The organism is Microcella sp., from assembly GCF_025808395.1.
GTDB lineage: Bacteria > Actinomycetota > Actinomycetes > Actinomycetales > Microbacteriaceae > Microcella.
Genome location: NZ_CP075524.1, coordinates 1,774,965 through 1,796,954, shown reverse-complemented (window position 1 = coordinate 1,796,954; position 21,990 = coordinate 1,774,965). Strand labels below are relative to the sequence as shown.

Genomic DNA, 21,990 nt, shown 5'->3' with positions numbered 1-21,990 from the left:
GCTACCGCAGCGCTTCGGCGATGGGCCGAAACTTGAGCCGCGTCTCGGCCAGCTCAGAGTCTGGGTCAGAGTCGGCGACGATGCCCGCGCCGGCGTACGCCGTCAGCGTTCCGTCGTCGTCGACGCGGGCGCAGCGCAGTGCGATGACCCATTCGCCGTCGCCGTCGTAGTCGATCCACCCGACGGGGCCGGCGTAGCGCCCGCGATCGAAGGGCTCGAGCTCGGCGATGAGCTCGAGCGCAGCATCCCGAGGCGAACCGGCGACGGCCGCCGTCGGGTGCAGTGCCGCCACCAGGTCGAGTGCGCTCGCGCCATCGCCCAGCTGCATCTCGATGTCGGTCGCGAGGTGCCACAGGTTGGGCAGCTTGAGCGTGAAGGGCGACTCGCTCGCCGTGATCGCGCGCACGTGGGGGTGCAGCGCGTCGAGCACGCTGCGCACCGCGAAGGCGTGCTCGTCGAGATCTTTCTGGCTCGTCGCCAGCTCGGCGCACACCGCGGCATCGTCTGCGGTGCTCGCGCCGCGCGCTGTGCTGCCCGCGAGCACTCGCGCACTCGCCTCGCGAGCGTGCACGCTCACGAGAGTCTCGGGGCTCGCGCCGAGCAGGCCGTCGACGGCGAACGTCACGCAGTCTGGGTAGCGGTCGGCGAGTTCGCGCAGCAGCGAACGACGGTCGGCATCGTGCGGGATGCTCGCCACGGCATCGCGCGCGATGACCACCTTCTCGACCCGCCCCGCGCGAATAGCGTCGACGGCCCGACCGACCACTTCGGTGAAGCCCTCTCGGCTGAGCGATGCGGCGGCGAGGGTCGCGCGCGGTCGCTCACCGATCGCAGCAGCGGCGGCCGAGGCTGACGAGTCGACCGCGTCTGACGGGCCGATGCGCGTGAGCCAGCTGATGCCGTCATGGCGGCCGACGATGAGTTCAGGAACGATGAGCACACTGGTCGCGCTGGAATGGTCAGCGAACGCGAACGTGCCGAATGCCACGAGCCCGCTGCCCGGAGCATGCACCTCGTCGACCACGTCGGCGTCGGCGCAGAGGCGCCGCCAGGCGTCAGCCGCGTCGGTGAGGCGCTGCGGGCCCGTGAAGGTGAGAAGGGCGGCGACGCCGATTCCGACGATGCCGTCGCCGCGCCGCAGGGCCGCGAGCGGGTGGGCCGGGTCGGCGAACTGAAGCAGGTCGTCGTGCGATGCCACCACGTCGGTGACCGCGCGCAGGCGAGCCCCGGTCGCGGCAGAATCTGGCACCTGCTCAGGGTACTGGGCACTCGACACCTCCCCAGGCCGCTCACGGCGAACCCGGGGCAGGCGCTCACTAGACTTGCTGGCGTGACGAGGGCCGATCTGTCGAAGACACCGCGCGAGGTCGCGGCGATGTTCGATGGCGTCGCCCGCGGCTACGACCGCACCAACACCGTGCTGTCGGGGGGCAACGCGACGCTCTGGCGCATCGCCACCGTGCGCGCTGTCGACCCGAAGCGGGGTGAGCGCATTCTCGACATCGCCGCCGGAACCGGCACCAGTTCGGCCGCGCTCGCCCGCACGGGAGCAACGGTCATCGCCCTCGACTTCTCGGCAGGCATGGTCGACGAGGGGCGCCGGCGGCACCCCGACCTCACCTTCGTGCAGGGCGATGCCGAGAAGCTTCCGTTCGACGACGACGAGTTCGATGCGGTGACGATCAGCTTCGGGCTGCGCAACGTGCAGCACCCCGACGTGGCCCTGGCCGAGATGCACCGCGTGCTCAAGCCGGGCGGGCGCGTCGTGGTGTGCGAGTTCTCACGACCCCCCATGGCTCTGCTGCGCGGGGCGTACCAGCTCTACCTGAAGCACGTCATGCCGATCATCGCCGGGGCCGCGAGCTCGAACCCTTCGGCCTATCGCTACCTCTTCGAGTCGATTGACGCCTGGCCCGAGCAGGGCGTGCTGAGCCAGTGGCTGCGCGCTGCCGGGTTCACGCGCGTCGGCTACCGCAACCTGTCGGCGGGCGTCGTCGCCCTGCACCGCGGCCACAAGCCGGCCGACGCGCAGGTGCGCGCTTCCCGTGCGCGCCGCCGCGCACCTCGACCTTCGTCCGTTTCCGGCGAGACCGCCGAGTAGCAGCACTTCGCGCCCAGACAGATCGGTAGACCGTTGACTCGCCTTCCTCCGCTCGCTCGCCGCAGCAAGACGCTCAGCGCGTCACTCGGCCTCGGCGAGAAGCTGTTCGCGTCGAGTGAAGAGCGCCGGTTCGCCGACGCGATCGAGACCGGGCTCGTCGAGGTCGAAGAGGGCCTCTTGCGCGAGGTCTCGTTCGCCGACGACATGGCCGACGTCACCTCGCGCTACCTGCTCGAGGCCGGCGGCAAGCGCATCCGGCCGGTGCTGACGCTGCTGACAGCGCAACTGGGCGAGGGCAACAACGAGGCCGTCATCACGGCGGCGCAAGCGATCGAGATCACCCACTTGGCGTCGCTCTATCACGACGATGTCATGGATGAAGCCGAGATGCGCCGCGGTGTGCCGTCGGCGCAGAGCGTGTGGGGCAACTCGGTGGCGATCCTCACCGGCGACCTGCTGTTCGCTCGGGCGAGCAAGCTCGTGGCCGGCCTCGGCGAGGGTGCCATCAAGCTGCAGGCCGACACGTTCGAGCGGTTGTGCCTCGGGCAGTTGCACGAGACTCTGGGGCCGCGCCTCGATGACGACCCGATCGAGCACTACCTGCAGGTGCTCGCCGACAAGACGGGTTCGCTCATCGCCGCGGCGGCGCAGATGGGTGTCATCTTCTCGAACGCGCCCGAGCACTTCGGGCCCCCGGTGGTGGCGTTCGGCGAGAAGATCGGTGTGGCGTTCCAGCTCATCGATGACGTCATCGACCTCGCCGAGCCTGACTCTGACACGGGCAAGCCGCAAGGAACCGACTTGCGCAGCGGCGTCGCCACCCTGCCGCTGCTGTTCTTGCGTCGTGCCGCGCTGTCTGATGGTGACGCGGCGGCGCTGCTCGCGCGCATCGAGCGGCACGTCGAGGTCGACGACTCTGAAGAAGAGCTTGCGGCGGCGATCGCCGAGCTGCGCGCGCACGATGTGACGATCGAGACGCTCGATGAGGCGCGGCGCTGGGCTGATGAAGCTGTCGCCGCTCTGAGCCCTCTGCCCGATGGGCCGGTGAAGCTGGCGCTGTCGAAGTTCGCCGAAGCGGTCGTCGACCGCAGCACGTAGCCGGTCTTCGTGCCGCCCACCCCTCGCACAGAAAGCACGTCAACTCGCATGACCAAGCTCAGGCTCGCCATCGTCGGTGCCGGCCCGGCCGGCATTTACGCCGCCGACATTCTGCTCAAGCACGAGCGCCCTTTCGATGTCTCGATCGACCTCTTCGAGCAGCTTCCGGCGCCGTATGGGCTCGTGCGCTACGGCGTCGCCCCCGATCACCCGCGCATCAAGGGCATCATCAATGCGCTGCGCGACGTGCTCGACTCGGGCGACATTCGCATCTTCGGCAACGTGCGCTACGGCGTCGACATCACGCTCGACGACCTGAAGCGTCACTATCACGCGGTCATCTTCTCGACGGGCGCGATTCGGGATGCTGCGCTCGACCTTCCCGGAATCGATGCTCGTGGCAGCTATGGCGCGGCAGATTTCGTCAGCTGGTACGACGGCCACCCCGACGTGCCGCGCGAGTGGTCGCTGACGGCCGAGTCGGTGGCGGTCATCGGCAACGGCAATGTGGCGCTCGACGTGGCGCGCATGCTCGCCAAGCACCCTGAAGATCTGCTGCCTACTGAAGTGCCAGACAACGTGTTCCGGGGCCTGCAGGCATCGCCGGTCACCGACGTGCACGTGTTCGGCCGCCGCGGGCCGATGCAGGTGAAGTTCACGCCGCTCGAGCTGCGCGAGCTCGGTGAGCTTCGCGACGTCGATGTCATCGTGCACGATGAAGATTTCGACTATGACGAAGCGTCGCGTCGGGCGATCGAGTCGAACAAGCAGATCACGGTCATCGACCGCATCTTCACCCAGTGGCGGGCTCGTGAAACAGGGTCGGCGTCTCGCCGGCTGCACTTGCACTTCTATGCGCTGCCGCGCGAGGTGCTCACCGACGCCGAGGGTGCGGTGTCGGGCTTTCGGTATGAGCGCACTGAGCCCGATGGTGCCGGCGGCGTGCGCGGCACGGGCGAGGTTCGCGAGGTGGCGGTGCAGGCGATCTATCGCGCGGTCGGCTACTTCGGGTCGCCGTTGCCCGAGATTCCGTTCGATGAGCGGCACGGGGTGATTCCGAACCACGAGGGTCAGGTGCTGGGCGACGACAACCGCCAGCTGCCGGGCGTCTACGCCACGGGGTGGATCAAGCGCGGCCCGGTCGGCCTCATCGGCCACACGAAGAGTGATGCGATGGAGACGGTGCAGCATCTGGTCACCGACCAGGGGTCGTGGTGGAGCCCTGCTGAGCCCGACGAGCAGGCCGTGGTCGATCTGCTCGACGAGCGCGGTGTGCTCTTCACGAACCTCGACGGATGGCACCGCCTCGACGCCCACGAAGTCGCTCTCGGCCAGGCGCAGGGCCGCGAGCGCATCAAGGTCGTGCCGCGCGACGAGATGATTCGCATCTCGCGAGACTGAGTGCAGGTCGCCGGGTGGGGTGCCCGGTCACCGGGCGGTGCACCATCGCTGCTGCTCGAGTGCGACCTCGATGGGCACCGCCCATCGGTTGCCCTCGCGAAGGCACGCGTCGTGCCAGTGCCTGATCACCCGCAGCGGAGAGTTGGCTTCGACGCGTCGACGGTGAGCATGCCGGGGCAGGCAGATGTGCAGGGCCGAGCTGTGCGCGGGCTCGTTACTGTCTGCTGTGCTAGGCAGCACTCCGTGCCACTGCAGCGCACTGACGCACGCGAGCGGACCCCCGTGCTTCCATGCGCGACGCACCACCTCCGGTACGTCGCTCGAGAAGTACCAACCCCTGCGCAATCGGGGTGGTCGACCGTAGTTGCCATACGCGATGCGCAGCTCGTCGGCGGTCCACCCCGCCGCGAGCAGCTCGTAGCGGGCGACGATGCCGCCTCGCGACCGAATGAACTCTTCGAAGCCTCCGTATCCGCGCATCGAGAAAGCATGGAGTCAGGATGCTCGGCGTCGCACTCTCTGTCGCTCGCGCGAGAATGCGCCCGCGACGTCAGCCCCTGTGAAGGAGGCGACGTCGATCACGCCGCCCCACCTGCGGCACACATCACACCCAATGCATACACCGTATGTATCGCGGTGCAACCGGGGCGCTTCGTCCCACCCCGGCATTGACTGTGTGTTCCTTCCACAACAGCGGACAGGGCGACGTCGATTCACCGCTTCCGCTGTTGTGGAAGGAGGCCGAAGTGTGAACCGCCTCCCCGCGGCGAGGCGGGGATGCGGGGATGCGGGAGCGGGGAGTGGCCGGCGAGGTCGCGGGCGGCGGGAGGAGGAGGCTGCGAGAAGCCTGCGCGTCAGAGGGCGGTGTCGGCGGTGGTGGACCATCCGAGGGTGATGAGCTCGCGCAGCACGTCGAGGTCGATCGCCGACAACCTCGTCACGTAGACGCAGTCTGCGCCTGAGGTGTGCGGCCCGAGTCGATCGAGCAGAGCGGCCGAGTCGGGGTGACTCTGCAGACCGTAGAGCGACAGCTTGGCCTTGCGAGGCGAGAACCCCGTGCGCGGCCAGACTCCCTCATGCCCGCTCGCATACGTGTAGGCGTACTGCCCGAAGCCGACGATCGACGGCCCCCACATGACCGGTTCGGCTCCCGTCGCCGAGCGGTAGAGGTCGACGAGCTCAGCACCTTCGGCAGCGCGCCGGGCGTCGAGCGTCGACAAGAACTCGTCGACCGGCACGTTGGTCGGCAACGTCTTCTGCGTCATGCCGACACGGTACGCCCGAGAAGAGGCGGCGTCTACTGAGCGGCGTCTCCTGAGCAGCGCCCACCGAGCCGCGCCCCTCGAACTCGCCCCTACTGCACCGCTGCAGTCACGCGCGCCAGATCGTCGAAGATGCGCATGTGCGCCGGGCGCCGCAACCAGTCGTCGAGCAGCAGCTCGGTCGAATTGTCGCGGTACGACTGCTCGATCTCACGCAGCTCGCGAATGATCGACTCGCCTCGCACCATGACCGACACTTCGAGGTTGAGGCTGAACGAGCGCATATCCATGTTGCTCGAGCCGATGATCGCCACCTCGTCGTCGACGGTGAAGTGCTTGGCGTGCAGCACCGTTGGCGAACGGTAGAGCCAGATGCGCACACCGGCGCGCAGCAGCTCTTCGTAGTACGAGCGCTGCGCGTGAAAGACCAGAGTCTGATCGCCGATCTCAGAGACGAACAACTGCACGTCGAGCCCGCTCTGAGCCGCCGTGGTGATCGCGTAGAGCATCGACTCATCGGGCACGAAGTAGGGCGAGCAGATCTGAATCTGCTCTTGCGCCGCATAGACCAGCGAGTTGAACAGCCGCAGATTGTTCTCGCCCTCGAACGCCGGCCCGCTCGGCACCACCTGCGCATCGAGACCCTGCCCGGGGTCGATCTCGGGCGGAATAACCGTCTCACGCAGCAGCAGCTCACCCGTCTCGCTGTACCAGTCGGTGGCGAAGAGCGCCTCGATGCCCGCCACGATCGGGCCGGCGAACCGCACCATGAGCTCTTCCCACACCAGCTGCGAACCATCGCGGCGGGTGCGGCGGTGATAGTGGCGAGCGATCAGGTTCTGCGAGCCGGTGAACGCGATCGACCCGTCGACGATCAAGAACTTGCGATGATTGCGCAAGTCGGGCCGCTGCCACTGACCCCGCCACGGCCGAATCGGCAGCATCGCGCGATGCTCGGCCCCCATCGAGTCGAGCCTCTTCAGCAGCCGACGGTAGCCGGGCACGCGCAGCGACGCGACATGGTCGTACAGCACGCGCACGGTCACCCCTCGTGCCGCGGCGTCGGCCAGCGCCTCGAAGAAGATCTCAGTCTCATCGTCGACAGACATGATGTAGAACTCGACGTGCACCGAGCGCTCGGCCAGCCGCACAGCGGCCGTCATCGCCGCGATCGAACCCGAGTAGTCGGTGTACAGCTTGGCGGTGTTGCCACCGACGAGCGGCATCGCCCCCAGGTTGCGGTTCAGTTCGACGATCGGCTCGAGCCAGGGCGGCCACGGCGAGTCTTTGCTGACTCGATCCATGCCGTCGGTCGTCTCGAGAATGTAGGTGTTGATCTCGTCTTGCTGATCACGTCGACGCTTCGGCAGGCGACGCGACCCGAGCATGAGAAACAGCAAGAACCCGATGAAGGGAAGAATGTAGATCAGCAGCAGCCAGGCGAGCGCACTCGGCGGCCGGCGATTGCGCGGAACAACGATGAGCGCCGCGATCGCGATCGCGAACAGCGCGACGAGCACCAGCAGCGAGACGATGAGCGCGATCCAGGCCCCCACGCCGCTGATCGTCACGTCGTCGGTCATGGGCGCAGTCTAGTGAGCGCGCGTGACGCGGCCGGTGCGAGCGTCAGCGGAAGTTCACGAACTGCAGCGCGACGTCGAGGTCTTTGCCCTTCAGCAGCGCCATCGTGGCCTGCAGGTCGTCGCGGCTCTTCGACTGCACTCGCAGCTCGTCGCCCTGAATCTGACTCTTCACGCTCTTCGGCCCCTCGTCGCGGATGATCTTCGAGATCTTCTTTGCGTCGTCGCTCGAGATACCGTTCTTCAGCCCCACCTCGATGCGAAACTCTTTGCCGCTCGCGTAGGGCTCGCCGGTGTCGAGACTGCGCACACCGATGCCGCGCTTGATCATCTTCGACTCGAGCACCTCGAGCACAGCCTTGACGCGCTCTTCGGCGCTCGCCTTGAGCAGCAGCTTCTCGCCGCTCCACTCGATCGACGCCCCGACGCCTTTGAAGTCGTAGCGCTGCGCGACTTCTTTCTGCGCCTGGTTGACGGCGTTCTCCGCCTCCATCTTGTCGACCTTGCTCACGATGTCGAATGAGGAATCAGCCATGCGACCATCGTAACCATGAGCCCTGCCGCGATCACCCGACTCATCGTGGGGCTCGTGCTCGGCACGCTCGTCGTGGCCGGCCTCGTGCATCTGCTGACGCCCCGCCCACCGGTAGCGGTGGTGGATGCTGCGCCCCAGCCCCCCGCAGAGCCCCCGCCGCGCTGGGCCGCACCCGCGCCGCTGCCTCCCGAAGCGGCGACTCCGACTCGCCCGGGGGTCTCGGGCAGAGTGGACCCGCAGTGGGTGGCCGCGGTCGCCGAGGCCACGGGCATCACCCCGCGGGCTCTTGCCGCCTACGCGGGCGCCGCACTCGCGAAGCATGACGAGCGGCCAGACTGCGAGCTCGGCTGGAACACGCTCGCCGGCATCGGCTGGGTCGAGTCGCGGCACGGCAGCTATGGCTCAGCATCCATCGCCGAAGACGGCACCGTGAGCCCGCCCATCATCGGCATCGCCCTCGACGGCTCGACCACGGCGCTCATCGCCGACACCGACGGCGGCGAGTTCGACGGAGACACCGAGTTCGACCGCGCGATCGGGCCGATGCAGTTCATTCCGGCGACGTGGCGCAATTGGATGATCGACGCGAGCGGCGACGGCGTCGCCGACCCGCACAACATCGACGACGCCGCGCTCGCGGCCGCCAACTACCTGTGCCGCGCGGTGCCGACGCTCGGCGACGAAGAGTCGTGGCGTGCCGGCATCGCGGCCTACAACAGCCCGAGCAGCTACCTCGACGCGGTCGCTACCGCGTCGCAGCGCTACGCCGTTGCGGCCGAGCAGTGGTCGAGCGAACGATGAGCTCGAACGGCAGCGGAGTGTTCTCGTCGTCGAGGTCGTGACCGCTGCGGGGCTGCAGTTCTTCCATGAGCAGTTCGACGGCGCGCTCACCCTGCAGCTCGGGGTACTGCGCCACCGTCGACAGGCCGAAGAACGCTGCGAGCTCGTGGTCGTCGATGCCGATCACCGACAGCTCGCCCGGCACGTCGAGCCCCATGTCGCGCGCCGCCAGAATGGCGCCGATCGCCATCTCGTCGCTCGCGGCGACGATCGCCGTCGGGCGAAGGCGCGGGTTGCCGAGCATCTGCTTCGCCGCGGTGTAGCCGCTCTCGATGGTGAACACGGCCGGAAAGTAGAGGTCGGGTTCGGGGATGAGCCCCGCTTCGCGCAGCGCCGCCTCGTAGCCGAGCCGCCGGTTCGTGGGCAGGTGAAAGGCGAGCTCGCGATCGACGTCGCCGCCGATGTGCCCGACGCGCGTGTGCCCGAGCGACAGCACGTGCTCGGTGGCGAGCTTGGTGACAGCCACGTCGTCGATGCTGAGCGTGCGCACGCCGCTCAGCGGCCCGCCGACGCCGACGAGGGGCTTGCTCAGCGCGTGCAGCGAGGCGATCTCGGCGGCGGTCAGTTCGAGGCTCACGGCGATCACGGCGTCTACCCGCTGGCGCAGCAGGTGGTCGTCGAAGACTTTCGACCGCTCGTGGTCGTCGCCAGACAGGTTGTAGAGCGTGAGGTCGTAGCCGTACTGCATGAGGCGACGCTGCGCCCCTTCGATGACCGAGGTGTAGAACCAGCGGTTGAGAAAGGGCACGACGACGCCGATGTTGCGGGTGCGGCCCGTGGCGAGGCTCGAGGCGCTCGCCGACACCACATAGCCCAGTTCGGCGGCAGCGGCTTCGACCTTCTCGCGGGTCGAGGCGGCGACGTGCCCGCGGCCGCTGAGGGCGCGCGAGACGGTGGCCGTCGAGACTCCTGCGCGACGGGCGACGTCGTCGATGCCGGTCATGCGATGGCAGCCTCGCTCTCTTGTTGTGGTCAGGATAACCGCAGTGGTGACGGCGCCGATGCTGCGTGGTGACGCGCACCCCGCCGCTCTTGTATTCTTGACGGGCGCATCCGCTCGGTGAACACACCGGTCGGGCGTGCATGGCGAGTTACCCAAGCGGCCAAAGGGATCTGACTGTAAATCAGACTGCTCAGCATTCGGGGGTTCGAATCCCTCACTCGCCACCATGTCTCTCACATCGCGCCCCGCTGCCGAACTGCTGACGGTTGCGCGAACGATCGCCCTCGAGGCGGCAGAGTTCGTGGCCGACGCGCGGCGCGGCACCGTCGAGGTGGCCGACCGCAAGTCGTCGGCGGTCGACGTCGTCACGCAGGTCGACCGCGATGTCGAAGACCTCATCAGGGCTCGGCTGGCCGAGCAGCGGCCTGGCGATGGCTTCTTCGGCGAAGAGTCGGCGGCTGACAGCAGCACGACCGGGCTCACCTGGGTGGTCGACCCCATCGACGGCACGGTCAACTTTCTCTACGGCGTTCCGCACTATGCGGTGAGCATCGCGGTCGTCGAAGGCGAGGCCGACCCTCAGTCGTGGCGCGCGCTCGCCGGAGTGGTCGTCAACCCTGCCAGCGGTGAACTGTTCTCGGCGACGGCCGGCGGCGGTGCGCACGTGGGTGAGCGCAGCCTGCAGGTGAATCCCGCCGTCGAGCTCTCACAGGCGCTCGTCGCCACCGGGTTCGCCTACCTTGCCGACACGCGCGCCGAGCAGGGCGCGGCGGTGGCGCGTCTGCTGCCGCTCGTGCGCGACGTGCGACGCATGGGCACCGCCTCGCTCGATCTGTGCGCGGTGGCATGCGGTCGCGTCGACGCCTACTTCGAGCGCACGCTGAGCCCGTGGGATCACGCGGCGGGCGGGCTCATCGCCGCCGAGGCCGGGGCTCGCGTGTCGGGGGCGCACGGCGCTCGCGGCGATCATCGTTTTCTGCTCGCCGCGCATCCCGAACTCGCTGCAGCTCTCGAAGCCGTGCTGCACGAGGTCGGCGCGGTACCTGATCTATGAATCAGCTTCAAGGACTTTCGCTGACCGGCGGCGCGGGGGTAAGGTTTACCAATCCGTGATAATTCGCGTGCCATGTCGAGCATGGGCCCCTCACGCACCACGAAGGGGCGCGTGTTTGCCCGGCTCGCGGCACTGACCACTGAGGCTGACTGACACTGTGAACGACGAGTTCCCGTGGCTGTCGGGGAGTTCAGATGAGAACTCCCGAGACACCCCCACTGCTGACCTCGAGTCTCTGGGCTTCACCTTCACCGAGAAATCCTCTGCTCTGTCGCCCGTCGCCGACGTCGCCACCGCTGCGCTCGTGCCGATCGATTCGAGCCGCTCGACCGACCTCGTGCCGCTGAGCCGTCGCGCGCAGCGCGAAGCCGAGCGGGCGCGCACCTCGTCGCCGCGCTCGCGCGCAGGGGCGCGTCGCCCCGAGCGATCGGCGAAGCGCTCACAGCCTGCGCTCGTCGCCGCTCAGCCCCCGGTCGCCGCGCTCACCGCCCCCGAGCCTCAGAAGGCGGTCGCGCCTCGCCCGCCGTTGCGTCGTCGCATCGCCAAGCGCGCCTTCCCCCCGATCGTCATGCTCGCCGCCGCCGCGCTGCTCGTCGGCACCTCGGTGCCCGCCACGGCGCTGTTCGACCCGTCGGCTCCGCCGTCGTCGAACGCCATGGCGGCCATGACGCTCACCGACGCGTCGAACGCCTCGCCGCCCGCCGAGGGCCAGGTGCTCGACGTCGAGGCGGGCGAGAACTATGCCGCGACGACGGCATCGCGAGACGAGTGGAGCGTCACCTCATACGCCGAGATGCTGCGACTGAAGTACGGCAACCGCAACTTCTCTTACTCAACGAGCGGCACGGGCGCTGTGCGCTGGCCGTTCCCCTACGCGGTGCCGATCAGTTCAGGCTTCGGTGAGCGCGCGGCCCCGTGCCGTTCGTGCTCGAGCTACCACCAGGGCCTCGACTTCAACCCGGGCGCTGGCACGCCGATCTATGCGATCGCCGACGGCATCGTCATCAAGGCCGAGCACAGCGGTGGCTTCGGCAACCACGCCATCATCGCCCACGTCATCAACGGTCAGCGGGTGACGAGCACCTACGCGCACATGACGCGCGACAGCTCACCGCTCGTCGTCGGTCAAGAGATTCAGGTGGGCGACTTCGTGGGCACGGTGGGCAGCACCGGTGTGTCGACGGGTGCCCACTTGCACTTCGAGATTCGCATCGACGACATCGCCATCGACCCCTTCGCCTGGTTGCAGGCGAACGCGAGCTAGGCCAGCAGCCACACCGTCGTGTCGGTGGGCAGGGTGCGGCCGTCGAGCTCTCCGCTCGCCAGCACGATCTCGCCGCCGGGCAGCTCGACCGGTGCGGAGCCAAGGTTGGCGATGACGGTGACGTCGCGGTTGCGCAGCGCCACGACGTCGGGGCCGAAGCCTTCGACCCAGTCGACAGCACCCATGCCGAGCTCGTGCGCGGCGCGCAGTGCGAGCGCGGCGCGGTAGAGCTCGAGCGTCGACCCTTCGACCCCGTGCTGGGCATCGCGGGCGAACCGGGCGAAGTGCGCCGGCTGCGGGAGCCAGCTGTCGCCCGAGCTGCTGAACCCGAAGGCCGGCGCTGACGACTCCCACGGAATCGGCACGCGGCAGCCGTCTCGCCCGTAGACCTCGCCGTTGGTGCGGTGGAAGGTGGGGTCTTCGCGCACGTGGTCGTCGAGTTCGATCACCTCGGGCAGGCCCAGCTCTTCGCCCTGGTAGAGGTAGGCGCTGCCGGGCAGGCTCAGCATGAGTGCGGTGGCAGCGCGACCGCGGCGCAGGCCGAGCACGTCGTCTGGCTTGTCTTCGGTCTTGGGGCCGATGCCGCTCGCGGGTGCCGCGCCGTAGGTCGACAGGCCGTAGCGGCTGGTGTGGCGCACGACGTCGTGGTTCGAGAGCACCCAGGTGCTGGGGGCGCCGACGCCCGTGAAGGCGGCGATCGATTCGTCGATGACCGATCGCAGCCGCTCTGCCTCCCACGGCGTGCCGAGGTAGCTGAAGTTGAAGGCCTGGTGCATCTCGTCGGGTCGCACCCACAGGGCGGCCTTCTCGAGCGGTTCGACCCACGCTTCGGCGCACAGCACGCGGTCGCCTTCGTATTCGGCGAGCACGCGGTTCCAGTCGCGCCAGACATCGTGCACTTCTGGCTGCGCCCAGTAGGGCACCTCGTCGGGCTTCATCATCGCTTCGGCGAGGCTCTCGCCGGGTTCGGGCTCGACGATGTCGGGCAGGCCGTCTTTCTTGATGAGGCCGTGCGCGACGTCGACTCTGAAGCCGTCTACTCCGCGGTCGAGCCAGAACCGCAGTATGTCGCGAAACTGCTGCCAGACCCAGGGGTTTCGCCAGTTGAAGTCGGGCTGCGAGGTGTCGAAGATGTGCAGATACCAGGGCCCGGGGGTGCCGTCGGCTTCGGTGATGCGCGTCCACGCGTTGCCACCGAAGATCGACTGCCAGTTGTTGGGGGGCAGCTCGCCGTGCTCGCCGCGCCCTTCGCGGAACATGAAGCGTTCGCGCTCGGACGAGCCGGGGCCGGCTGCGAGGGCTTCGATGAACCATGGATGCTCGCTCGAGCAGTGGTTGGGCACGAGGTCGACGATCACTCGCAGCCCGAGGTCGTGCGCCGTGTCGCGCAGCGCATCGAAGTCGTCGAGCGTGCCGAAGATGGGGTCGACGTCGCAGTAGTCGCTCACGTCGTAGCCGGCGTCGCGCTGGGGCGAGCGGAAGAACGGCGAGAGCCAGATGGCGTCGACGCCGAGCTCGCGCAGGGCGGGCAAGCGCCCGGTGATGCCGGCGAGGTCGCCGATGCCGTCGCCCGAGGCGTCGGCGAACGAGCGGGGGTAGATCTGGTAGATGACGGCAGAGCGCCACCATTCAGAGCCGGGCCGGGCGGTGCCCTGGTGCTCGATGGGTCGCGTCACTGGGGTGGCGATGTCGTGAGGCATGTGGGCCACTTTATGTCACCACGCCCGTTCGTGAGACCGGTTCCATGCTTGGGGCGCACTTTCTTGCCGTTCTTGGCCTGATCACGGGGCTTCTCGCTCTCTCCATAACAAATTCGTGACATCTCGAATGGAAGCGCTTGCAGAATAGCGGGGCATATGGCCTAATGGAAGCGCTTGCAGTCCGCGAGCACACCAAGAGAACGGCCTCTCGAGCGTCGGGTGGCGCTGCACATCGTGCAGGGCATCCCGCACCGGTCGGCACCGGGGTCGTCCGCACACGAAAGGGTGACCACCGATGAAGGTGACATCACGCAGCTTGATGATGACGGGAGCGATGGCAGCGGCCACCGCGATCGTTCTTTCCGGATGCTCTGCCGCTGAGCCCGAGGCCCCGCAGTACGAGGGCTCGCTCACGGTCTGGGTCGACGCAGACCGCGCCGGCGTGCTCGAGAGCATTGCAGCGCAGTTCGAAGAAGAGCGCGGCGTGACCGTCGAGCTCGTCACCAAAGACTTCGGCGCGATTCGCGACGACTTCATCACCCAGGCGCCCACGGGCAACGGCCCCGACATCGTCGTGGGCGCGCACGACTGGCTCGGCAAGCTCGTGCAGAACGGCGTCGTCGCTCCGCTCGAGCTCGGCGACAAGGCCGGCGACTTCCAAGAGGTCGCGATCACGGCCATGAGCTACGAAGGCCAGAACTACGGTCTGCCCTACTCGGTCGAGAACATCGCCATGCTGCGCAACGTCGACCTCGTCGCTGAGGTTCCGGCCACGTTCGACGACCTGATCGCCGCCGGTCAGGCATCGGGCGCCGAGTACCCCTTCTTGGTGGGCCTCGACCCGAACGCCGCCGACCCGTACCACCTCTACCCGCTGCAGGCCTCGTTCGGCGCTCCGGTGTTCGAGATCACGGCAGACGGCACCTACGACCCCTCGGCTCTCGCTCTCGGCAACGAGGGCGGCGAGGCGTTCGCCATCAAGCTGCGCGAGTGGGGTGCCGCCGGCATTCTCAACACCAACATCTCGGGTGACATCGCCCGCGAAGAATTCGTCGCCGGCAAGTCGCCGTTCTTCTTGACCGGCCCGTGGAACCTGCCGGCCATCCAAGAAGCGGGCATCAACTACTCGATCGACCCGATTCCGTCGGCCGGTGGCGAGGTTGCTGCACCGTTCGTGGGCGTGCAGGGCTTCTTCATCAGCTCGCGCAGCGAGAACACGCTCGCGGCCAACGAGTTTCTCGTGAACTACATCGGCACCGAGGCAGTGCAGACCGCTCTCTACGAGGTCGGTGGCCGTGCCCCGGCACTGCTGAGCGCCTTCGAGGCCGCGAAGTCGAACGCCGACGTCGCCGCGTTCGGTGAGGTGGGTGCCAACGGCAACCCCATGCCGAACGTTCCTGCGATGGACGTCGTGTGGTCTGACTGGGGTTCGACCGAGGTTGCCATCATCAACGGCCAGGGTGACCCGGTCGAGTTGTGGCGCGCCATGGTCGAGAGCATCCAGTCGAAGATCGACGGCTAATCTCACCGCTATAACCCTGGTGCCGGAAGCCATCGGAGCCCACACTGCCCCGATGGTCTTCCGGCACCACTTCGGTGCCGCGACGATGATGTTCGGAGAACCATGAGCAACCCCCCTTCGGCGACCGCCCTCGCGGTGCATGCAGCCCCACCCGGGCAGGCGATGAAGCCGCCGCGATCGAGCAGCAGTGTGCGGGGCATCCTGATCAAGATCGCCCTCTTGAGCATCATCGATGCGATCGCGGTCTTCGGGCTCTTCATGCTCTTTCTGCAAGAGTCATGGGTCGCCTTCGGCGCCGTGCTCGCCGTCACCGTCATCATCAACTGGATCTATCTGCGGCCCGGCTGGCTGCCCGCGAAATACCTCGCCCCCGGGCTGCTGTTTCTCGCCGTCTTTCAGATCTTCGTCGTCGTCTACAGCGGCTACATCGCCTTCACCAACTACGGCGACGGGCGCAACGGTTCGAAAGACGACGCGATCACCACCATTCTGCTGACCGCGCAGTCGCGCGTGCCCGACTCGCCGGCCTTTCGCATCACGGTGCTCGAGCAGTTCGGCGAGTACTCGTTTCTCGTCACCGACCCCGATGGCGGGGTCTTTCTCGGCGGCGACGAGCGACCGCTCGAACGCGTCACCGACTTCGGCACCGACTCCACGGGCCGCGCCGACTCGCTGCCGGGGTTCACGACCCTCACCTTCAACGACTTGCTCGGCAATCAGCGTGCCATCACCAACATCGCGGTTCCGCTCACCGACGACCCCAATGACGGTGCCCTGCGCACGCCAGACGGCAGCAACGCCTACCTCTATCTCTCGTCGCTCACCTACGACGAGGCCACCGACACCTTCATCGACCGTGAGGGCAGGGTCTATCGAGACGGCGGCGATGGCGCCTTCGTCAACGACGCCGGCCGTGAGCTGATTCCGGGGTGGACGATCAACGTCGGGTTCGACAACTTCGTCAAGGCCTTCACGACCGAGAACATCCGCGGCCCGCTCATCAGCGTCACCATCTGGACCTTCGCGTTCGCGATTCTCTCGGTGGCCACGACCTTCGCGCTCGGGCTCTTCTTGGCGATCGTGTTCAACAAGCCGAACATGCGGGGCAAGAAGGCCTACCGGCTCATCATGATCTTGCCCTACGCGTTTCCGGGTTTTCTCTCGGGGCTCGTCTGGCTCGGCCTCTTCAATCAAGACTTCGGCTTCATCAACCAGGTGCTGTTCGGCGGCGCCGCCATCCCCTGGCTGACAGACCCGTGGCTGGCGAAGTTCAGCGTGCTGCTCGTCAACCTGTGGCTCGGGTTCCCCTACATGTTCCTCATCTGCACGGGGGCGCTGCAGTCGATTCCTGAAGAGCTCACCGAGGCGGCCACCGTCGACGGTGCGCAACCCTGGGCGGTGTTCAGGCTCATCAAGTTTCCGCTGCTGCTGGTCTCGGTGGCGCCACTGCTCATCTCGTCGTTCGCCTTCAACTTCAACAACTTCAACATCATCTACATGCTCACCGGCGGCGGGCCGCGCGACGTCACCGCGGGTGTCGACGCCGGGGCCACCGACATTCTCATCACGCTCGTCTACAAGGTGGCGTTCGGTGAGGGCACCGGCCGCGACTACGGGCTCGCGAGCGCGTTCGCCATTCTCATCTTCTTCATCGTCGCGACGGTTTCGATCATCAGCTTCCGTCAGACCAAGGTGCTCGAGGAGCTGAACTGACATGACGAACCCCTTCAACCCCGCCGAGGGCGCCGAGATCGGCAGCCGCCTGAACCCGATGGTCGCTGGGGCGACCACGCAGCGGGGCGAGCGCCCGACCACGATTCCCGAACGCCGCAGGCGGGGCTTCTTGTTCTGGGCGCGCGACACCGGCTGGCGGCACCTCATCGGTCTCGTCATGCTCGCGTTCGCGGCGTTTCCGCTGCTCTATGTGCTCTCGGCATCGCTCAACCCCACGGGCACGCTCGTCGGCTCGAACACGCTCTTCCGAACGATCGACTTCGGCAACTACGTCAGGCTGTTCCAGTTGCCGCAGCAGCCCTACGCGGCGTGGTTCATCAACACGATGGTCATCGGGCTCGTCGCCGCAGCCGGTACCGTCTTTCTCGGTGCTCTCGCCGCCTATGCGTTCTCGCGCATGCGGTTCACGGGGCGTCGCGTCGGGCTGCTCACGCTGATTCTGGTGCAGATGTTTCCGCAGCTGCTCGGCGTCGTCGCCATCTTCTTGCTGCTGAGCGGCATCGGCGAAGTGTTTCCGCAGATCGGCATCGGCACGCAAGCGGGCCTCATTCTGGTCTACCTCGGCGGCGCGCTCGGCGTGAACACCTATCTCATGTACGGCTTCTTCAACACGGTGCCGGTGTCGATCGACGAGGCGGCGAAGATCGACGGCGCGAGCCACGCCCGCATCTTCTTCACGATCATCTTGCGCCTTGTCGCCCCGATTCTCGCCGTCGTCGGCCTGCTGTCGTTCATCGCGACGACGAGCGAGTTCGTCATCGCCTCGATCGTGCTCACGAACCCGCAATCGCAGACGCTCGCGGTGGGGCTCTACCAGTTCGTCTCGCAAGAGACCTCGCGCAACTGGACGATCTTCTCCGCCGGCGCCGTGCTCGCGGCCATCCCCGTCATGGCGCTGTTCTTGTACTTGCAGAAGTACATCATCGGTGGCCTCACCGCGGGGTCGGTCAAGTGACCGCGGCCCTGCCGCTCGCTCTCGAACCCCACCACGACGGTTCGGCGCTCTACGTCTCGAACCCGAGCCCGCGGCTCGGTGACGTCGTGCGGGTGCGCGTGCGCATCCCGAACGAATACGGGCGCATCGTCGCGGTGCGCACTCGATCGAACCCCGATCACGAACCTCGTTTCGATGAGGCGAGGCGCATCGCTGAGATCGCGGGCGCGCAGTGGTGGCAGGCCGAGATCACGGTCGGCAACCCCGTGCACGGCTATCGCTTCGTGCTCGAGCACGACGACGGCCGCGTCGACTGGTTGTGCAGCACGGGGCTGAGCGACATCGAGACGCGCGACGACGACGACTTCAAGCTCGTCACGCACGCGCCGCCGCCCGCGTGGGGGGCCGAGACGGTCATGTACCAGGTGTTTCCTGACCGCTTCGCGCGCTCGGCCGCTGCCGATGCTCGGCCGCTGCCCGAGTGGGCCGAGCCCGCCGAGTGGAGCGACGAGCCCATCTACCAGGGCCCTTCGACACCCGTGCAGTTCTATGGCGGTGACCTCGACGGCATCACCGAGCACCTCGACCACCTCGAGCGCCTGGGCGTTACGCTGCTCTACCTGACACCGTTTTTTCCTGCACGCTCGAACCACCGCTATGACGCCCACAGCTTCGACCGGGTCGACCCGCTGCTCGGCGGCGACGAGGCCCTCGCGCGGCTCACCGCCGCAGCGCACGAGCGCGGAATCCGCGTCATGGGCGACCTCACGAGCAATCATTCGGGGGATGCCCACGAGTGGTTCCGCGCCTCACACGAGCAGCCCGGCACTCCCGAGAGCGAGTTCTACTACTGGCTCGACGCCGAGCAGCGCGACTACGAGTCGTGGCTCGGAGTGCCGAGCCTGCCCAAGCTCAACTGGAACTCGCTCGAGCTGCGTCGACGCTTCATCGAAGGCCCCGACTCGGTCGTGGCGAAGTGGATGAAGCCGCCCTTCTCGCTCGACGGCTGGCGCATCGACGTGGCCAACATGACCGGCAGGTTCGGCGACGACGACCTCAACCACGTGGTGCGGCGCACCATTCGCCAGACGATGATCGACATCAACCCCGACACCCTGCTGCTCGCGGAATACACGAACGACGCCGCGAAAGACCTGCAGGGTGACGGCTGGCACGGCGCCATGACCTACGCCAACTTCACACGGCCCGTGTGGGCGTGGTTGAGCACGCCCGGCGAGATCGACTGGTTCTTCGGGCTGCCCTACCCCGTCATGCCGCAGTACACGGCGACGCAGGTCTACCACGCCCACCGACGCTTCACGGGGGCGATGCCGTGGCGCTCGCGCCTGCACGGCATGAACGCGCTCGACACCCACGACACTGCGCGCTTCGCCAACCGCGCCCGCCCGGGGGCGATCGCAGTCGCCGCCGGGCTCTCGATGACCCTGCCCGGCATTCCCGTCGTGTTCGCGGGCGACGAGTTCGGCTTCACGGGCGAAAACGGCGAGCACTCGCGCACCACCATTCCATGGGATCGCCTCGACGACTATGCCGACCCGATTGAGCTCTACGCGAGCCTCGTGCGGCTGCGGCGCGAGCATCCGGCGCTGAGTCACGGCGGCATGCGCTGGCTGCACGTCGACGACGACAGCCTGCTCTTCGTGCGCGAGACCGCCGATGAGAGCGTGCTCGTACTCGCCGCGCGAGGCGACGTCGACGTGACGCTGCCGGCGAGCGCCATCGCCGGTCGCGGCGAGCGGCTCATCGGCTCGGCGACGCTCGACGGCACGCGCGTGCGATCGACCGGGATGGCGCTCACCGCGTGGCAGTTGCCGGGGGTAGCGCCCCTCGACTAGGTGCTAATCTTCTCTGGTGCCGTTTGCGGTTTCGCGCGCGGCCACGCCCCGATAGCTCAGTGGTAGAGCACTTCCATGGTAAGGAAGGGGTCGTCAGTTCAATCCTGACTCGGGGCTCTGGATACTCCTTCGCGGGGGTGTCTTGCCCGGCGGGGTAGCTCAGGTGGTTAGAGCACACGGCTCATAATCGTGGTGTCGCGGGTTCGAGTCCCGCCCTCGCTACCGACTCGTCGATCGCTACCACCCCGACTCGCGCAGTTCGCGCCACGCCTCGCGCTGCTGCTGCAGTTCGAGCAGGTCTGCCTTGACGCTCTCCATCGCGGCACGACGCTCGTCGTCAGACTGCTGCATCGCTTCGCGTTCGGGCTGCAGCCGGGCTTGCGTCAGCTCGGTGAGCATGTCGTCGCGGGCGACGCGCACGAGAGCGTCGATCGCCTCGGGGTCGTCGTGTAGTTCGCGCAAGCGCTCGACAACCCCGCGCGCGGTGCGGGCGCGCATCGTGAGCCGAGAGAGTTCTGCGCGATGCCGTTGCGTGCGACTCGAACGGCCGGCTCGTGCGGCGAAGCGCTCGACATCCGTTTCGAGGCGATCGGCCGTGGCGCCCAGTTCGGCGATGAGGTCGGCCACGGCGTCGCGCGCGAGCGAGGTGATGGTGTCGTGCTGCCACGGCTGGGCATCCCGCAGCGAATGCATGATGACGAGATTCTTGAGAGTCATGCGCAAGGCCGAGCGGGCAACGAGAACACCCTCGTCGACGAGGTGCGCGGCACCGCCGACCGTCGACGGCCACCACATCGTGTCGTCGGTGGTGCGGCGGGGCAGAAATCGCATGGTTTCTCTAGGTGCGTAGCGGAGCAAAGAGGGGCAGCACCAGCGTAGAGCGGCGGCCCTGCGAGTGGGCCGCAACGTCGAGTCGAAAAAAGTGCGCGACACGCCGAAAACACAACATGTAGGGGAATGACATTCGTGTGATTCCCGTTATATAGTGATGACCCAGTCGCTTCGGCGCCTACACAGACCAGAGAACAACGCAGTGAAGGAGGTCCATCATGGACAACGACAACGAGACCGTTGGCGGCTACGCCGTGCCCGTCGACCCGATGGACATGCTGCAGTGCGAAAGCTGCCAGTAGCAGCCCGCTGACACACAGCCCCCCGAGACCCCGGAACGCCGACGACGGCGGGCCGGGGTTTCGCATAGGGGCACCCGGTCGTGAGAAGGAGTGGCCATGAGCATCACCGTCGATGCCCCCACGCGACTCGCGAGCGACGCCGAAGTGCTCGACCGCGTGCACCGCACCCTCGGCCCGGTCGACGTCGTCGTCGAGCACTGGGGGGCGCATCGCGCATCGCGCGTCTTGCACGTGGTGACGAGGGGCGACGAGCAGGTGGTCGTCAAATGGCATCGGGATGCCGCACCCCACCACCGCGAAGCAACAGCCCTGCAGCAGTACGCCGCAGCGCTCGGCGGCGATGCGCCGCGCATCGTGCTGAGCGACCCCGCACTGAGACTGCTCGTGCTATCGCGACTGCTCGGCGAAGCGGCAGCAGGCACTCCGCATGAGCGCGACGGCGACATTCACCAGCGCGCGGGCGATGTGCTGCGTCGACTGCACGACGCCGAGCCTCCTCGCCGCCACGCGCTGTTCGGGCCGGCAATCGCCGCCGAGTTCGAACGCTGGAGCGTCGCCGCCGAACGACTGTGGGGCGACGGCACCGACCCCGCCGACGAGCGTGGGCAGCGCCTCGCCCTCGAGCGTGCTCGAGCCCGCGAGTGCATCGTCGCCGCCATAGACCTCGGTGAGCTCGACCATGTTCCCGTGCACGGCCGCTTCGAACCCCGGCACTGGGTCATCGACCCCGGCGGCCGGGTCAGGCTCATCGACTTCAGCGCAGTGCAGTTCGAGCCGCGCATCACCGATCTGCTCTGGCTCGAGTACGGGCCCTGGCGAGATGAGCCATGGCTGCGTGCCGCCTTTCTGCACGGGTACGGCCGCATACCCACCGAGCGCGACGATCTCGCGCTGCGTGCGATTGCCGCGACTCGAGGGCTTGAGCTGCTCGTGCGCGGCGAGGCACGCGGGTTCGCCGCCGAGCGTGCGCTCGGCCGCGGCATGCTCGACCGCGTGCTCGGCGCCACCCTCTTCTGAGCTGCGCCGGCCCGCC

The 21,990-nt window shown here is 67.5% G+C and carries 19 protein-coding genes and 3 tRNA genes; 14 read left to right on the top strand and 8 right to left on the bottom strand.

What is annotated here, in order from left to right; all coding sequences use genetic code 11:
- Position 1 precedes the first annotated feature (1 nt).
- Positions 2–1,249 carry an isochorismate synthase MenF gene (locus tag KIT89_RS08695; RefSeq protein ID WP_297600351.1) on the bottom strand — a complete coding sequence of 416 codons (1,248 nt, stop codon included), beginning with the start codon at positions 1,247–1,249 and terminating at the stop codon, positions 2–4.
- Between the two features lie 81 nt (positions 1,250–1,330).
- Between KIT89_RS08695 and KIT89_RS08690 the strand changes: the two genes are divergently transcribed.
- Genes KIT89_RS08690 through KIT89_RS08680 form a run of 3 tightly spaced genes read left to right on the top strand, consistent with a single transcriptional unit; the run spans position 1,331 to position 4,600 of the window.
- Positions 1,331–2,101 carry a class I SAM-dependent methyltransferase gene (locus KIT89_RS08690; protein ID WP_297600348.1) on the top strand — a complete coding sequence of 257 codons (771 nt, stop codon included), beginning with the start codon at positions 1,331–1,333 and terminating at the stop codon, positions 2,099–2,101.
- Between the two features lie 33 nt (positions 2,102–2,134).
- Positions 2,135–3,199 (top strand): polyprenyl synthetase family protein, encoded by a 1,065-nt coding sequence (locus KIT89_RS08685; RefSeq protein ID WP_297600346.1) that lies wholly within the window; start codon positions 2,135–2,137, stop codon positions 3,197–3,199.
- A 48-nt stretch (positions 3,200–3,247) separates the two neighbouring features.
- Positions 3,248–4,600, top strand: coding sequence for an FAD-dependent oxidoreductase (locus KIT89_RS08680; RefSeq protein ID WP_297600343.1), 1,353 nt, complete (start codon positions 3,248–3,250; stop codon positions 4,598–4,600).
- A 27-nt stretch (positions 4,601–4,627) separates the two neighbouring features.
- Here KIT89_RS08680 and KIT89_RS08675 read toward each other — a convergent pair whose 3' ends face one another.
- The 4 genes from KIT89_RS08675 to KIT89_RS08660 form a co-directional block, all read right to left on the bottom strand.
- Entirely contained in the window at positions 4,628–5,080 is a 453-nt protein-coding gene (locus tag KIT89_RS08675) for a hypothetical protein (protein WP_297600340.1), read from the bottom strand.
- Between the two features lie 374 nt (positions 5,081–5,454).
- Entirely contained in the window at positions 5,455–5,865 is a 411-nt protein-coding gene (locus tag KIT89_RS08670) for a DUF1801 domain-containing protein (RefSeq protein ID WP_297600338.1), read from the bottom strand.
- Positions 5,866–5,954: 89 nt separating this feature from the next.
- A complete protein-coding gene (cls, locus tag KIT89_RS08665) occupies positions 5,955–7,445 on the bottom strand; it encodes a cardiolipin synthase (protein WP_297600335.1) in 1,491 nt (496 codons plus the stop codon).
- Between the two features lie 43 nt (positions 7,446–7,488).
- Positions 7,489–7,977, bottom strand: coding sequence for a YajQ family cyclic di-GMP-binding protein (locus KIT89_RS08660; protein ID WP_297600332.1), 489 nt, complete (start codon positions 7,975–7,977; stop codon positions 7,489–7,491).
- 15 nt (positions 7,978–7,992) lie between these two features.
- Between KIT89_RS08660 and KIT89_RS08655 the strand changes: the two genes are divergently transcribed.
- Complete coding sequence (locus KIT89_RS08655; RefSeq protein ID WP_297600329.1) at positions 7,993–8,778, top strand: lytic transglycosylase domain-containing protein; 786 nt, start codon at positions 7,993–7,995, stop codon at positions 8,776–8,778.
- Here the strand turns inward: KIT89_RS08655 and KIT89_RS08650 are convergent.
- Positions 8,723–9,760 carry a LacI family DNA-binding transcriptional regulator gene (locus tag KIT89_RS08650; RefSeq protein ID WP_297600326.1) on the bottom strand — a complete coding sequence of 346 codons (1,038 nt, stop codon included), beginning with the start codon at positions 9,758–9,760 and terminating at the stop codon, positions 8,723–8,725. The two genes, KIT89_RS08655 and KIT89_RS08650, sit on opposite strands and share 56 nt — an antisense overlap.
- Before the next feature lie 142 nt (positions 9,761–9,902).
- Between KIT89_RS08650 and KIT89_RS08645 the strand changes: the two genes are divergently transcribed.
- From KIT89_RS08645 to KIT89_RS08635, 3 genes are all read left to right on the top strand, one after another.
- Positions 9,903–9,987: transfer RNA gene (locus KIT89_RS08645), tRNA-Tyr, on the top strand.
- Positions 9,987–10,814, top strand: a complete 828-nt coding sequence (locus tag KIT89_RS08640) for an inositol monophosphatase family protein (RefSeq protein ID WP_297600324.1) — start codon at positions 9,987–9,989, stop codon at positions 10,812–10,814. Before KIT89_RS08645 ends, KIT89_RS08640 begins: the two co-directional genes overlap by 1 nt.
- A gap of 157 nt (positions 10,815–10,971) precedes the next feature.
- Positions 10,972–12,078, top strand: coding sequence for a peptidoglycan DD-metalloendopeptidase family protein (locus KIT89_RS08635; RefSeq protein ID WP_297600323.1), 1,107 nt, complete (start codon positions 10,972–10,974; stop codon positions 12,076–12,078).
- Here KIT89_RS08635 and KIT89_RS08630 read toward each other — a convergent pair.
- A complete protein-coding gene (locus KIT89_RS08630) occupies positions 12,075–13,778 on the bottom strand; it encodes an alpha-amylase family glycosyl hydrolase (protein ID WP_297600321.1) in 1,704 nt (567 codons plus the stop codon). The genes KIT89_RS08635 and KIT89_RS08630 overlap by 4 nt on opposite strands.
- A 295-nt stretch (positions 13,779–14,073) precedes the next feature.
- Here KIT89_RS08630 and KIT89_RS08625 point away from each other — a divergent pair, with 295 nt between their 5' ends.
- The 6 genes from KIT89_RS08625 (at position 14,074) to KIT89_RS08600 (ending at position 20,046) form a co-directional block, all read left to right on the top strand.
- Complete coding sequence (locus tag KIT89_RS08625) at positions 14,074–15,300, top strand: maltose ABC transporter substrate-binding protein (protein WP_297600320.1); 1,227 nt, start codon at positions 14,074–14,076, stop codon at positions 15,298–15,300.
- Positions 15,301–15,462: 162 nt separating this feature from the next.
- Positions 15,463–17,013, top strand: coding sequence for an ABC transporter permease subunit (locus KIT89_RS08620; protein ID WP_297603950.1), 1,551 nt, complete (start codon positions 15,463–15,465; stop codon positions 17,011–17,013).
- A gap of 58 nt (positions 17,014–17,071) precedes the next feature.
- Entirely contained in the window at positions 17,072–17,989 is a 918-nt protein-coding gene (locus tag KIT89_RS08615) for a sugar ABC transporter permease (protein ID WP_297603949.1), read from the top strand.
- The gene (locus KIT89_RS08610; RefSeq protein ID WP_297600318.1) at positions 17,986–19,824 is read left to right on the top strand and encodes a glycoside hydrolase family 13 protein; all 1,839 of its coding nucleotides are present in this window, start codon (positions 17,986–17,988) and stop codon (positions 19,822–19,824) included. The genes KIT89_RS08615 and KIT89_RS08610 overlap by 4 nt, the downstream gene beginning before the upstream one ends.
- Positions 19,825–19,869: 45 nt before the next feature.
- Positions 19,870–19,941 (top strand) — tRNA-Thr (locus tag KIT89_RS08605).
- Positions 19,942–19,972: 31 nt separating this feature from the next.
- Positions 19,973–20,046, top strand: a tRNA-Met gene (locus KIT89_RS08600).
- A 15-nt stretch (positions 20,047–20,061) separates the two neighbouring features.
- Here KIT89_RS08600 and KIT89_RS08595 read toward each other — a convergent pair.
- The gene (locus KIT89_RS08595; RefSeq protein WP_297600317.1) at positions 20,062–20,655 is read right to left on the bottom strand and encodes a hypothetical protein; all 594 of its coding nucleotides are present in this window, start codon (positions 20,653–20,655) and stop codon (positions 20,062–20,064) included.
- A 398-nt stretch (positions 20,656–21,053) separates the two neighbouring features.
- On the opposite strand from KIT89_RS08595, the gene KIT89_RS08590 reads away from it, so the two are divergent.
- Complete coding sequence (locus KIT89_RS08590; RefSeq protein WP_297600314.1) at positions 21,054–21,974, top strand: hypothetical protein; 921 nt, start codon at positions 21,054–21,056, stop codon at positions 21,972–21,974.
- Positions 21,975–21,990: the final 16 nt, after the last annotated feature.

Excerpts from the sequence above, each read along its gene's own strand:
- KIT89_RS08680 (WP_297600343.1), top strand. The coding sequence starts at position 3,248 with ATGACCAAGCTCAGGCTCGCCATCGTCGGTGCCGGCCCGGCCGGCATT.
- KIT89_RS08675 (WP_297600340.1), bottom strand. The coding sequence starts at position 5,080 with ATGCGCGGATACGGAGGCTTCGAAGAGTTCATTCGGTCGCGAGGCGGC.
- KIT89_RS08670 (WP_297600338.1), bottom strand. The coding sequence starts at position 5,865 with ATGACGCAGAAGACGTTGCCGACCAACGTGCCGGTCGACGAGTTCTTG.
- cls (WP_297600335.1), bottom strand. The coding sequence starts at position 7,445 with ATGACCGACGACGTGACGATCAGCGGCGTGGGGGCCTGGATCGCGCTC.
- KIT89_RS08660 (WP_297600332.1), bottom strand. The coding sequence starts at position 7,977 with ATGGCTGATTCCTCATTCGACATCGTGAGCAAGGTCGACAAGATGGAG.
- KIT89_RS08655 (WP_297600329.1), top strand. The coding sequence starts at position 7,993 with ATGAGCCCTGCCGCGATCACCCGACTCATCGTGGGGCTCGTGCTCGGC.
- KIT89_RS08650 (WP_297600326.1), bottom strand. The coding sequence starts at position 9,760 with ATGACCGGCATCGACGACGTCGCCCGTCGCGCAGGAGTCTCGACGGCC.
- KIT89_RS08640 (WP_297600324.1), top strand. The coding sequence starts at position 9,987 with ATGTCTCTCACATCGCGCCCCGCTGCCGAACTGCTGACGGTTGCGCGA.
- KIT89_RS08630 (WP_297600321.1), bottom strand. The coding sequence starts at position 13,778 with ATGCCTCACGACATCGCCACCCCAGTGACGCGACCCATCGAGCACCAG.
- KIT89_RS08625 (WP_297600320.1), top strand. The coding sequence starts at position 14,074 with ATGAAGGTGACATCACGCAGCTTGATGATGACGGGAGCGATGGCAGCG.
- KIT89_RS08620 (WP_297603950.1), top strand. The coding sequence starts at position 15,463 with ATGAAGCCGCCGCGATCGAGCAGCAGTGTGCGGGGCATCCTGATCAAG.
- KIT89_RS08615 (WP_297603949.1), top strand. The coding sequence starts at position 17,072 with ATGGTCGCTGGGGCGACCACGCAGCGGGGCGAGCGCCCGACCACGATT.
- KIT89_RS08595 (WP_297600317.1), bottom strand. The coding sequence starts at position 20,655 with ATGCGATTTCTGCCCCGCCGCACCACCGACGACACGATGTGGTGGCCG.
- KIT89_RS08590 (WP_297600314.1), top strand. The coding sequence starts at position 21,054 with ATGAGCATCACCGTCGATGCCCCCACGCGACTCGCGAGCGACGCCGAA.